This window comes from Paenibacillus sp. SEL3 (assembly GCF_054602585.1).
On sequence record NZ_CM137725.1, the window covers coordinates 5673258 to 5688368 of the forward strand.

At 50.8% G+C, this 15111-nt stretch carries 1 protein-coding gene (cut by a window edge); it reads left to right on the plus strand.

All coding sequences use genetic code 11. The features are described from left to right. Positions 1-15111: the start of a non-ribosomal peptide synthase/polyketide synthase gene (locus ACYCS5_RS26260; protein ID WP_459760339.1), read on the plus strand. 27207 nt of this gene lie beyond the right edge of the window; only the first 15111 of its 42318 coding nucleotides appear in the window; the start codon lies at positions 1-3; the stop codon falls past the right edge of the window.

Consider the following 15111-nt stretch of genomic DNA (forward strand, 5'->3'; position numbering starts at 1 on the left):
ATGACACAGCAAGATGTTCAATTGTTTTCCTTAAGCCAGCCACAGCAACGTATTTGGTATACGGAGCTTTTGTATCCTCATCGGAACACTTCAACAATTATTGCTACTGTAAAGATCAGGGGAACTGTTCGCATAGATGCCTTGCAGCAAGCAATGAATCGGGTAATTGCCCAAAATGATTCTTTTCGTATCAAAATTACTGCTCAGGATGGGATTCCATATCAATATGTAGAGCCGTTTACGGCAGAAAGTATAGAAACGATCCAAGTTACCCCGGAAGAAGCGAATGTATGGTTAAAGCGTCATAATCCACAGCCGTTCTCATTGTTGGATTCGCAGCTGTACCGATTTGTTATCTTGCAGCTCGGAACAGAAGAAACATGGTTTAATTTTAAAATGCATCATATTATTTCAGACGGCGTGTCCATGAATCAGGCCATTAATGAAATCACAGGACATTATATGGATATTGTGCATGGTACAGGCCAAGATGCGCCGACCAAAAGCAATCCCTATCTGGATTTTATCCAGGTAGAGCAAAGTTATGAGCAATCAGACCGTTATCAAAAGGACAAAACGTACTGGACGGAAAAGTTTGCCGATTTGCCTGAGACTACAGGTTTGAAATCATATAACCCGCTGACACTGAGTACAGCTGCACGCCGGGAGAGCTTTATACTGGAACATGAGTTGTATCGTGGTGTTACGGCTTTTTGCGAAGAGCATAAAATTAGTATTTTCACGTTCTTCCTGGCGGCTCTGTATATTTATTTGCATAAAGTGACGGGGGAGCAGGACTTAACCGTGGGGACACTCTATGCCAACCGTACGTCTAAGAAGGAAAAGGATACCATCGGTATGTTCGTCAGCACCGTGGCTACGCGTCTGTTGGTCGAACCAGAATCCGAACTGCTGACCTTTCTGCAAGGTGTAGGGAAGGAGCAGGCGTCCATTTTGCGGCATCAGCGTTACCCGTACAACAAAATTATTCAGGATTTGCGTGAACAGCAAAGCAGCCTGGACATTCAGCGTCTGTTTGGTGCTTCCATTCAGTACCGTACCTTGAGTTTCTCCCGGTTTGATGAAGCGATTCAGCAGGTGGATAACGATTTCTGCGGAGATACGGTGAACGACTTCGATATTCACATGGTTGAAATGCTGGATGATGATAGACTCGTGCTGTATCTGGATTATCGTACCGAGCTGTTTAGTGAACAGGAAATTGCTCGAATTATTCGGCAATTTTTGAGTGTGGCGGAGCATATGGTGCAGGGCCCACACAAGCGGATACAGGAATTGTCGCTGATCAGTGAGGAAGAACGGGCGCAAATCGTCGACGTATTCAATGCTACAGCGGTGGAATATCCACACGAAGCAGGCATTCATGAGTTGTTTGAGGAACAGGCTGAACATACACCGAATCAGACAGCAGTTGTGTTTGGAAATGCCCGTTTAACTTATGGCGAACTGAATGTAAAAGCAAATCAACTGGCTCACACGTTGCGCGGACACGGTGTTACCGCCGAGCAAACTGTAGGTATCGTTGCTGAGCGTTCCACGGATATGATCGTCGGCATGTTGGCGATTCTCAAAGCGGGCGGTGCATATGTACCCATTGACCCTGATTATCCGGCTGAACGTGTACGTTACCTGTTGGAAGATTCGGGAGCGAAGTTGTTGCTGGTGCAGCGTGCAGAACAGCAACCGGAGGAATACACCGGAATCGTACTGGATCTGAGCGATGCTAAGGTGTACGCGGCAGAGGATGACCAAGGCTTGAATACCGTACATGGGGAGCAAAACGAGGCTTATCATGTGGATTATGCCGATTATAAAAATCCGAAAAATGAGATTTTAAATGAGATTTTAAAGGAATCGTCCTCGTCTGTCGTAGACAGCACTGCTGGGACACAAGAACGGAAATTTGGAAACCGACTAGCTTATTTGATGTATACTTCGGGCACGACCGGACAGCCCAAAGGGGTTATGGTAGAACATCGCAATGTCGTGCGCTTGGTAAAGCATACAAACTATGCGCAACTGGGTGCTGACACGCGCATTTTGCAAACTGGCGCCGTTGTCTTTGACGCGTCCACCTTCGAAATTTGGGGTGCACTATTGAATGGTGGACAGCTCGTGCTGGTGAGTCAGGATGTTATTTTGGACGCTCCCAAGCTCAAGGAAGCCGTGCGCAACCATGGTATCACGACAATGTGGCTGACTGCGCCGCTCTTTAACCAGCTATCTCAGCAGGACTTGGAGCTGTTCGAGGGGGTAGAAGAACTGCTGGTCGGTGGTGATGTGCTGTCCGTACCGCATATTAACCGGGTGCTGGAGGCTTATCCGTCTCTGCGGATTATTAACGGCTATGGTCCGACGGAAAATACAACTTTTTCTACAACTCATGCGATTGCTGGAGTGCAATCAGAAGCGGTGCGGATTGGGCGTCCGATCCACAACTCCACAGCGTATGTCGTAGACCGTTCCATGCAGCTTCAGCCTGTTGGAGCATGGGGTGAGCTGATCGTCGGCGGCGACGGGGTGGCACGTGGCTACCGGAACCGTCCTGATTTAACGGCTGAAAAATTCGTAGATAGTCCGTTCCGTAGCGGAGAGCGCTGCTACCGTACAGGCGATTTGGTTCGCTGGAATGAGGATGGAACGCTGGAATACAAAGGACGGATCGACGCACAGGTGAAAATCCGGGGCTACCGGATTGAGCTGGGCGAGGTGGAAGCGCAGCTCTTGAAGCTAGATGCGGTACAAGAAGCTGTCGTCATTGCACGTGAGGATGAGCAGGGACAGAAACAACTCTGCGCATATGTAGTCACCCTTGTGGATATCGCGGCTAGTGAGTTGCGAAGCACCTTGAGCCAAGAATTGCCGGGTTATATGGTGCCGTCGTATTTTGTGCAGATGGATCAATTGCCGTTAACACCAAATGGCAAAGTGGATCGTCGGGCGTTGCCGCAACCGGAGGGAAGCGTGGATTCCGGCGAGGATTATGTAGCAGCCCGTAATGAGGTAGAGCGGACATTGGTATCGGTATGGCAATCTGTACTGGGAATCGAACAGATTGGTGTTCTGGATAACTTTTTCCATTTGGGCGGCGACTCGATCAAGGCCATCCAAGTGTCTTCAAGACTGCTGCAAAATGGTTACAAGCTGGAAATGAGGGAGTTGTTCCAGTATCCGACGATTGCTGAGCTGAATGGACGGGTGCAGCGGGTGACCCGCGTTTCCGATCAAGGAGAAGTTAGTGGAACCGTGGCATTGACACCGATTCAACACTGGTTCATTGAACAGCAGCCATCCAATCCTGAGCACTATAACCAGGCTCTGATGCTGCATCGTGAGGATCGACTGGACGAAACGGCGCTTCGTCAGGCACTGCAAAGCATTGTCGAGCATCATGATGCTTTGCGCATCGTATTCCGCCAGAATGCAGACGGTGGGTATGAAGCATGGAACCGAGGCGTGCAAGAAGGAGAGCTGTATAGCCTCGAAGTGGTGGATTACACAAGGGAGTCTGACTTTGCTCATTTGCTGGAGAACAAAGCCAACGAAATCCAAAGCAGCATCCGTCTAGATGAAGGACCGCTGGTAAAGCTGGGTCTGTTCCGTTGCAACGATGGAGACCATTTGTTGGTAGCAATCCATCATTTGGTGGTTGACGGTGTGTCTTGGCGTATTTTGTTGGAGGATTTGGCAACCGGCTATGAACAGGCTTTACGGGGCGAGTCTGTCCGTTTGCCGAATAAAACGGATTCCTTCCGCCTTTGGGCTAATCAGCTGTCAGTTTATGCGAACAGCACAGCATTGGAGAAGGAGCGTGCGTATTGGGAGCAAATTGAGGAAGCAGGGAAAAGCCAGGCATCCTTGCCTAAGGATTACACTCGTAAATCTCAGGCCAAGCCACAGCTTCGCGATGATCGAACGCTGACCGTAGCGTGGACGGTAGAAGAAACAGAACAATTCTTGAAACAAGCTCATCGGGCCTACAATACGGAAGCGAACGACCTCTTACTGACAGCTCTGGGCACTGCAATTCAGGAGTGGGCGGGCATCCGTCAGGTGCTTGTAAATCTGGAGGGTCATGGACGGGAAGCCATTTTGCCGGATATGGATATTACGCGCACAGTCGGTTGGTTTACCAGTCAATTCCCGGTTGTACTCAATATGGGCGAGGATCGGAATGTAGGACGGCGTGTCAAGAACGTCAAAGAAGGGCTGCACCGTTTGCCGCATAAAGGGATTGGATACGGGATTTTGAGATATCTTGCTAGCGGTGAAGGAGAAGCAGCTTTTGTTGCCGAGCCAGAAATCAGCTTTAACTATCTCGGACAATTCGATCAGGATTTAAAGAATAATGCCTTCCGCATGTCTCCTTATTCCATCGGAGCTTCCATGAGTGACACGTTGACCAAGCGGTATGCTCTGGATATCAACGGCATGATCACGGACGGTGCACTGGAACTGACGATCAGCTACAGCAACAAAATGTTTATGAAAAAATCAATCAAAAAGCTGGCTGATCTGTTGCAGGAGGGCTTACGTGAGGTATTGGCTCACTGTGTGGGTAAAGAGTTGCCGGAGCTGACACCAAGCGACTTGTCCTTCCAAGGACTGACGGCTGGAGAGCTGGATCATATTGTAGAGCAGACGGCTAATGCGGGAGAACTGGAAAACATTTATTCGCTCACACCCATGCAAAAAGGCATTCTGTTCCACGGCTTAATGGAGCCGCAATCCGGGGCGTACTTTGAGCAGGCGACATTTGATCTGCAAGGCAGCTTTCAAGTGGAGGCTTTTGCCGAAAGCCTAAATCAGCTGGTGGATCGCCATCAAATATTCAGAACGAATTTTTATAGCGGATGGAATGAGCAGCCTTTACAGGTGGTGTACCGTCACAAGCACGCCGGGTTCCGTTTTGAAGATGTACGTTCGATGGAACAAGGTGAGCAGGACGCATACATTACTGATTTTGCTGAACGCGACAAAGCCGAAGGCTTTCATTTCAGCTCAGGCGAGCTGATGCGGGTGTCTATTTTACGTACAGGCGAGGAGTCGTATCGTTTTGTGTGGAGCTTCCATCATATTTTGATGGACGGTTGGTGCTTGTTCCTTGTTGTAGGGGAAGCATTTAATACGTACTTTGCCATACTCGAAGACCGCAAGCTGGAGCTCGCCCCGGTAACACCATACAGCGAATACATTGAATGGCTGGATCGGCAGGACAACGTGGAGGCTGAACGGTTCTGGAGTGATTATTTTGCTGGCTTTGAGCAGCAGACCGTATTACCGCAGGTAAAACAGCTGGACGGTCACGCCAAGGGATATGAAGGGGATAAGCTTTCGTTTACACTGGGCCACGAAGTGACGGAACGGATGAACAAGCTGGTTAAGCAGAAGCAAGTAACGGTCAATACCCTTCTGCAAGCAGCGTGGGGCGTTGTGCTGCAACGGTATAACAACAGTCGGGATGTTGTATTTGGCAGTGTCGTATCCGGCAGATCAGCGGATATTCCGGGCATCGATAAAATGATTGGTTTGTTCATTAATACGGTTCCTGTACGAGTTCACAGTGAGAAAGATATGACGTTTGCTGCGTTAATGAAGCAGATACAGGAGCAGGCACTGGCTTCCCGTGCCTATGAAACCTATCCGTTGTATGAAATTCAGGCCCTAACAGAGCAGAAACAGGACCTGGTGAACCATATTATGGTGTTTGAAAACTACCCGGTGGAACAGCGCATGGAGCAAATGGGCAGTCGTGGCACGAATGGCTTTACGATTGCAAATGCTTCCGTGTCGGAGCAAACGAACTATGATTTCAACATTACGGTTGTGCCGGGCGATGAAATTCATGTCCATTTGGAGTACAATGCGCGAGTATTGGAACGCACAGCTGTAGAGCAAATCCGCGAGCATTTGCTGCATATGATTGAAGAAGCGATTAACAGACCAGATGCGCTGGTAGATGAACTTGAGCTGGTGACTGCTGCGGAAAAAGCAAAAATCATCGACGGTTTTGGATCCGTGGGCGTATCTGCATGGAGTGATGAAAAGCAATCAGAAGGGTTGTTCCACGTCTATGTGGAAGAACAAGCGCAGCTTGTGCCGGATCATGTGGCAGTGGTATACGAGGAGCGGCAGCTTACGTACCGCGAGCTGAACGAGCGTGGGAATCAACTTGCTCGTAGATTGCGAAAGGAAGGCATTGGGCGTGAATCCATTGTTGGTATTTTGAGCGAGCGATCGGTGGACATGATGGTCGGCGTACTGGCGGTGTGGAAGGCCGGCGGTGCATACGTGCCACTGGATGCAGATTATCCTTCAGAACGTATCCGCTTTATGCTCGAGGACAGCGGCGCTACGGTGCTGCTTACGCAAACAGGTTTGCAGGAACGCGCGCAAGCATGGCTGGAGGAGAGCCGACAGGTCTTGGCCGGTGGGCAGTCTGAGGGCGAGTTGGAAATAGCGGCTGGCGCTGAAACGATGGAAAGAGGCAGCCTGAGTGAAGGCGTAAGTTTTAAATTAGATTCGAGTTCTGACAACGAAGAAGCATCCGAACCGGCAACAGGGCTGCGTCTGCGTACTGTATTGGCGCTGGACGATGAGTCGTTGTACACCGGAGATGCCACGGATGTGGAACATATCAACGAGCCGCAGGATCTGGCATATGTGATCTACACCTCCGGTACAACGGGACGTCCGAAGGGTGTCATGATCGAGCATCACAGTTTGGTAAACACAGCTGTGGCATACCGACGGGATTACCGTTTGAACCAGTTCCCGGTACGGCTGCTGCAACTGGCAAGCTTCTCCTTCGACGTGTTCGTCGGCGATATCGCGCGGGCGCTCTATAACGGTGGCACGATGGTCATCTGCCCGAAAGACGACCGCATTGATCCAAGCCGTCTGTATGGCTGGATTCACGATTATCAGATTACGGTGTTCGAATCCACACCGGCTTTAATCGTACCGTTTATGCAGCATGTGCATGAACAGGGCCTTTACATGAGCAGTCTGGAACTGCTGATCACCAGCTCGGATAGCTGCAGCGTGACGGATTATCGGGTGCTGCAAGAACGGTTTGGCGCAGATATTCGCATTATGAACAGCTATGGCGTCACGGAAGCGGCGATTGACTCCAGCTTCTACGACGAAGAACTGTCAAAACTGCCAAGTAGCGGCAGTGTGCCGATTGGTCAGGCATGGCTGAACGCACGCTTCTACATCGTGGACAGCCAGCTGAATCCGGTGCCGATCGGCGTACTGGGCGAGCTGTGCATTGGCGGTGCTGGAGTGGCACGTGGATACCTGAACCGCCCAGACCTGACGGCCGAGAAATTCGTGGCGAATCCGTATGTAGCCGGTGAACGATTGTACCGCACAGGTGACCTGGCGCGGTGGATGCCAGACGGCAATGTGGACTTTATCGGCCGGATGGACTACCAGGTCAAAATCCGGGGCTACCGGATTGAGCTGGGCGAGATTGAAACGGCGATCCAGCGGGTACCGGGTGTGCGTCAAGCCGTAGTCATCGACCGGACGGATGAGCGTGGACACAAGTACTTGTGCGGGTACATCACGGGAGAAGCTGAGCTGCGGATCGAGGAAGTACAAGCAGAACTGGAATCCGGGTTACCAGCGCATATGGTGCCAGCACGCTTGATGCGACTGGAGACGATTCCGCTGACCAGCAACGGCAAAATCGATCGCAAGGCCTTGCCGGAACCGGAGGGAAGCATCCATACGGGTGCAGCCTATGTGGCACCACGTACTACGGTGGAGCAAGTACTGGCTGCAGTGTGGGCCGGAGTACTCGGCGTGGAAGCGGTAGGCACGCAGGATAACTTCTTTGAACTGGGCGGCGATTCGATCAAAGCACTGCAAGTATCGTCCCGCTTGCTGCAAGCAGGCTATCGATTGAACATGAAGGATCTCTTCAGCAATCCGACGGTAGCGGCGCTCAGTCCTTTGCTTCGTACAGATGGTAAGATGGCCAGTCAGGAAGAAGCAGTAGGCAAGGTAGATCTGACACCCATTCAGCGATGGTTCTTCGAGCAGCAGCCTGCTGATCTGCACCACAGCAATCAGGCGATGATGCTGTACCGAGCTGGGCGCTTTGACGTCAACGCGCTACGCCGTACAATGGACCGTATGGTCCAGCATCATGACGCATTGCGCACGGTATTCCGTGAGACGGAGCAAGGCTATGCAGCTTGGAACCGCAGTGTAGAGGAAGGCGAGCTATACACGCTGGACATTGTAGATTTTAGTGGAGTTGAAGACGAATCCACCGCTGTAGAAGCTAAGGCGAGTGAAATTCAAGCGAGCATTCATTTGAGCGAGGGGCCGCTGGTGAAGCTCGGTCTGTTCCACTGCGCTGAGGGCGACCATTTGCTAATCGTCATTCATCATTTGGTTGTGGACGGTGTATCGTGGCGTATTTTGCTGGAGGATTTGGCATCCGGTTATGAGCAGGCTATTGCAGGCAAAACAGGCACAGCTATCCGACTACCGCATAAAACAGATTCGTTCCAGACTTGGGCCGAGCAGCTGTCGGCCTATGCGAATAGCGCGACGATGGAGCGGGAGCTTGCTTACTGGCAGCATATCGAACAAGCAGAAGCCAGTCTTGCGAAGCCTTTGCCAAAGGATTTTGCGAATGACAATGCACTGCTTGGGGACAGTGAGGTTGTGACGGTCCGCTGGACGAAGCAGGAAACCGAGCAGTTGCTCAAACAAGCTCATCGCGCATACAACACGGAAATGAATGACCTGCTGCTGGCTGCGCTCGGAAAAGCCGTATATGACTGGTCTGGTTCTGAACGGGTGCTGGTCAACCTGGAGGGCCATGGACGGGAAGCTATTGTACCGGATGTGGATATTACGCGGACAGTCGGTTGGTTTACGAGCCAGTTCCCGGTTGTACTGGATGGAAGTCTGGGACAAGGGGGGAATACGGCTCGTCTGATCAAACGGGTCAAGGAAGGGCTGCGTCATATTCCGCAGAAAGGCATCGGCTATGGTATTTTACGATACCTGTCGGATACGAATGTTCTGGAGAAAGCAGGCGTGCAGTTAAAGGCTCAGCCTGAGATCAGTTTTAACTATTTGGGACAATTCGATCAGGATTATAAAGGCAATGATCTGGAGCCTTCCTCCTATTCCATCGGTGTGCCTGTCAGCACGAATGCGGCTATGGATTTTGCACTGGATATCAATGGAGTCATCGAGGATGGAGAACTGATTTTCACGATTCGCTACGGTACAACGCAATTCCGTCATGAGACGATTGCACGACTTGGAGAGCTGCTGGCATCCGGCTTGCGTGAGGTGATTCATCATTGTGTCGCCCAAGAAAGAACGGTGTTGACCCCAAGTGATGTCCTGTTAAACCATGTAACGCTGGACGAGCTGGAGCAATTGGTGGAGGATACACAAGATCTGGGCGAACTGGAAAATGTGTATGCTTTGACACCGATGCAAAAGGGCATGCTCTTCTTCAGCCTGATGGATGAGAATTCGGCGGCGTATTTTGAGCAGGCCACCTTTGAATTGAACGGGCGTTTTGATGTGGTTACTTTCGGCAAGAGCTTGGATCTGCTCGTACAGCGTCATGAGGCATTGCGGACGAACTTTATCAGTTCATGGAAGGATGAGCCTGTACAGGTCGTTTTCCACAACCGCAGCGGAGAGTTGTACTATGAAGACCTGCGCGGACTGAAAAAAGAAGAACGTAAAGCGCGTGTGGAGGCATTTACCCTTGCTGATAAAGCGAAAGGATTCCGTCTGGCGGAGGACGCACTCCTTCGTATCTCGATTCTACAAACCGGGGATGAAACGTATCACTTTATTTGGAGCTTCCATCACATTTTGATGGATGGCTGGTGTTTGTCCTTTATGACACAGGAGGTATTTGGTAGCTATCTCGCACTGCGCGCGGGTCATGAGCCAGCACTGGAGCCTGTCACGCCGTTCAGTCGATTTATTGAATGGCTGGAACGTCAAGACCGTGAGGCAGCCTTGCAATACTGGCGTGGGTATCTGGCGGACTATGAGCAGCAAATTACGCTTCCCCAGCAAAAAACACAGCCTAAATCGATGCACACCGGGGAATATATCGCTGAAGATCTGGATTGCGAATTCCAACCAGAGCTGGTTGCCCAGATCGAACAAGTGGCGAAGCAAAATCAGGTGACGATCAATACGCTGATTCAAACCGTATGGGGCGTTCTGTTGCAAAAATATAACAACAGTACGGATGTCGTGTTCGGCAGCGTTGTGTCCGGTCGCCCGGGAGATATTCCAGGCGTGGAGCACATGATCGGGCTATTTATCAATACAATTCCAGTGCGTGTGCAGTCTGAACCAGGTGAAACCTTTGTCGAGCTGATGAAACGAACACAGCGGCAGGCGCTGGCTTCCAATGCCTACGATGCGTTCCCGCTGTATGAAATTCAAGCACTGACCGAACAGAAGCAGGATTTAATCAATCATATTATGATTTTTGAAAATTATCCGGTGGAGCAGCAGGTAGAGCAGTTGGGCAGTGATGGACAGGATAAATTTACGATTTCAAACGTGGTGTCTACAGAGGAAACCAACTACGATCTGAACGTCGTCGTGATGCCGGGTGAAGGCATCAAGATTCGTTTTATGTATAACACGCTCAGCTTTGATCAAGCAGGCATCGAGCGTTTGTATGGACATTTTGCACGTTTGCTGGAGCAAATTTCGCTCAACCCGCATGTTCGGGTGGAAGAGCTGGAACTACTCACAGCAGCAGAAAAACAACAGATTACAGCGGCCTTTAATGACACCGCTTGTGCATTTCCGTCCCATCAGACGATTCATCAGCTGTTCGAGGATCAGGTGGAGTGTACGCCGGATCAGGTAGCATTGGTGTTTGGACATCAGCGTCTGACATATCGGGAGCTGAATGAACGTGCCAATTCATTGGCTCGAATGCTTCAAGCCCAGGGAGTAGGACCTGACAAACTGGTCGGTCTGATGGTGCAGCGTTCCGTGGAAATGATCGTAGGTCTGCTGGCTGTGCTAAAAGCAGGCGGTGCTTATGTGCCGATTGATCCCGAATTTCCATCCTCTCGTATTGCATACATGCTGGAAGACAGCGAGGCCGCAGTGCTTCTGACCCGTCGTGAACTGGCAGAAGAACACCATTGCCATGCCAATACCCTGTTTCTTGAGGATGCCGCATTGTATCAGGGAGAAAGTAGCAACCTGGAGACGATTGCCCGCCCAGAGCATTTGGCTTATGTCATCTATACGTCGGGTTCGACTGGAAATCCGAAAGGAGTTATGCTCCAGCATCGCTCGGTCCTCAACTTTATTACTGGGATGCGCGAAGTCATTGATTTTGAAGCGAGCCAAACCATGTTGTCACTGACGACCATTTCATTCGATATTTTCGTATTGGAAACCATTCTCCCCCTGTTGGGTGGAATGACGGTTGTGCTTGGCGACAGCCAGCATCAGGTGAATCCTCAGGCGCTGGGTGAGTTGATTACTCAACATTCGATTGAGATGTTGCAAATGACCCCATCCCGGTTACAAATGCTGTTGGGTCATGAAGCAGGCTCGCGCGTGCTGCAAAGCGTGAAGGCAATTATGGTTGGGGGCGAAGCTCTTCCGTCCAAGCTGCTCGCAGCACTGCAAGAGATAGACGGTCCCCGTATTTATAACATGTACGGACCTACAGAAACGACGGTGTGGTCGGCCGTGCAGGAACTGACCCATGCTCAGCATATTAATATTGGACGTCCTATTGCGAATACCCAAATCTATATCATGAATGCGAGTGGAGAATTGCAGCCCGTCGGTGTGCCGGGCGAGTTATGTATTGCCGGGGAAGGATTGGCCCGTGGGTATTGGAAACGTGAAGAACTGACGGCCGAGAAATTTGTGATTAATCCGTTTGCTGGGGGTAAGGCAGGCCATGAGCGGATGTACCATACAGGCGATTTGGCGAGATGGACGCCGGACGGCAACATTGAATATTTGGGGCGGATGGACCATCAGGTGAAAATTCGGGGCTACCGAATCGAACTGGGCGAGATCGAATCGCAGCTGTTGCAGGTGGAGTCGGTACAAGAAGCGGTCATCATGGCTCGTGGGGACGAAACGGGTCAAACACAGCTCGTGGCGTACTATGTGGCGAGTCAAGAACTGGGAGCCGGTGAGCTGAGACATGAGCTGGGACAAGAACTGCCAAGCTATATGATGCCGTCGTATTTCATCTGGTTGGAGCAGATGCCGCTGACACCGAACGGTAAAATCGACCGCAAGTCCCTGCCAGCACCGGAAGGCAATCTGCACAGCGGTGCGGATTATGTAGCGCCACGCACTGCACCGGAACGAGCGCTTGTAGCGGTCTGGCAGTCCGTCCTGGGTGTGCCAACCGTCGGTATGTTGGACAATTTCTTTGATCTGGGTGGCGATTCGATCAAGGCGATTCAAATCGTATCGCGTGCATTCCAGGCCGGCTACAAGCTGGACATGAAGGATTTGTTCCGCTATCCCATCGTCGCAACCCTGGCATCGCATATGCATGAGGCCAGTCGTAGGGCAGATCAGGGAGAAGTAAGCGGAGAAACGGCGTTGCTTCCGATCCAGCACGAGTTCTTTGCGCAGGAGCAAGTAGACGTGCATCACTTTAATCAGGCGGTTATGCTGCACCGGGAGCAGGGGTTTGACGAGTCGGCTCTGCGTCAGGCGCTTGGCAAGCTGACAAAGCATCATGATGCTTTGCGAATGGTGTTCAGCAAGACCGCGCAAGGCCATAAAGCCTGGAATCGCGGAATACAGGAAGGCGAGCTGTATCAGCTGGACGTGCTGGACTTTAGGGATATAACGGATGAAGCCATGCTCAGCGTGGCAATGGAGGCGAAAGCTACCGAAATTCAAAGCAGTATCCAACTGCAAGAAGGGCCGCTGTTTAAAGCAGGTTTGTTCCACTGTGTAGATGGCGATCATTTGCTGATGGTGATTCACCATTTGGTGGTGGACGGGGTATCCTGGCGTATTTTGTTTGAGGATTTGGCTACTGCCTATGAACAGGCCGTTCATCAGAAAGTGCTTCAGCTGCCGGACAAAACGGATTCCTTCCGTTCCTGGTCACAAAAACTTTCCAAGTATGCGAATAGCACAGCCATGGACAGTGAGCACGCCTACTGGGAGCAATGGAACGCAGTCGCTTTGTCTGACCAAGTACGATTGCCTGAGGATCAAGCGCAGGCTGACTCATTTACTTTGGCTGACACCGATACAGTGGTCTTCCAGCTTACGGAAGAAGAGACAGAGAGACTATTGAAGCAAGCGCACCGCGCGTACAACACGGAAGTGAACGATCTGTTGCTGACGGCTTTGGGCATGATGCTGTACACATGGACCGGCCATGAACGCAGTCTGATTCATTTAGAGGGACACGGACGTGAGAACATTTTGCCGGATACGGACATTTCTCGTACCATAGGCTGGTTTACGAGTCCATATCCGATATGGCTGGACATCGGTCGTGATCAGGCTTTGTCGGAACGCATCAAACAGGTCAAAGAGAGTCTGCGTGATATTCCGAATCAAGGAATGGGCTACGGAATTTGGAGATATTTGAGTGAATCTGGCCAAGCCATGGCTCAGCAAGCAGATGCACTGCATCTCGCTCAACATCAAGCTTTTGCCGAGCCGCAAGTGAGCTTCAATTACCTCGGACAGCTGGATCAGGACTTGCAAAACAGCGATATCCGTATGTCTCCTTACTCGATGGGATCGGCCGTTAGTGACCGGACGAAAATGAAATATGCGCTCGATGTGAGCGGGATCGTAACGAACGGCATCCTGGAACTGGACATTCGGTATAACAGCAAAGCCTTCCGTAAGGACACCGTCCAAATGCTGGCTAATCTGTTGAAATCCAATCTGCTTGAGATTATCGAGCATTGTGTCACACGAGATCGGATCGAATTAACTCCAAGTGATGTACTGTTCAAAGGTCTGACCCTGGAGCAATTAGATACGATTAAGGAGCAGACCCAGACGGTTGGGGAATTGGAAAATGTATATCCGTTAACCCCCATGCAAAAGGGGATGCTGTTCCACAGTTTGATGAATGCAGAAACAGGCGTGTATTTTGAGCAGGCGACCTTTGATCTGGAGGGCCACTTGGAGCCATCTATATTCGAGGAAAGCTTGAAGCTGCTGGTTAGTCGACATGCGATATTACGGACGAATTTCTATAGTGGCTGGCATGGTCAACCGTTGCAGATTGTCTATCGTCATAAAAATCCGAGCTTCTTTTATGAGGATGTCAGAGGGTGTGAACAGGCTGTAGCTGAATTTGTGGCCCAGGACAAAGCTCGAGGCTTTGATTTAAGCAAGGATGCGCTCATGCGTGTAGCTGTCTTCCGCACGGGTGATCGCTCATACCGTTTTGTATGGAGCTTCCATCATATTGTGATGGACGGCTGGTGCCTGTCCCTGATGACGGACGAAGTGTTTGGTGCCTATGCTGCCTTGCTGGAGAATAAGCAGCCAGAGCTCGCACCTGTCAAGCCGTATAGTGACTATATCGAATGGTTGCAAGATCAGGATGCACAGGAAGCGACCCGTTATTGGAGTGAGTATTTGGCAGGCTTTGAGCAGCAAACCTTGTTGCCTGGTGAGAATGCGCAAGCTTCTGTAGCCGCACGGGATGAAGAACCAGACGGAAGTGGTGGAAGTTCAAATTCTGGCTATGTTTCGGAAAAGCTGCCATTTATGTTGGGTAAAGAACGGAGTGCCGCATTAAACCAAATGGCCAAGCAACAACATGTCACGATTAACACCTTGCTGCAAAGTGTGTGGGGCGTTATTTTACAGCAATACAATAATAATCAGGATGTTGTGTTTGGTGGTGTGGTATCCGGTCGTCCGGCAGACATTCCAGGTGTGGAGAACATGATTGGATTGTTTATCAATACGATTCCGGTACGCATATGCAGTGCACCGGATGCTACATTTGCTGAAGTATTGCAGCGCACACAGGAACAGGCTCTGACCTCCAGTGTCTATGACACGTTCCCGCTGTACGATATTCAGGCACGG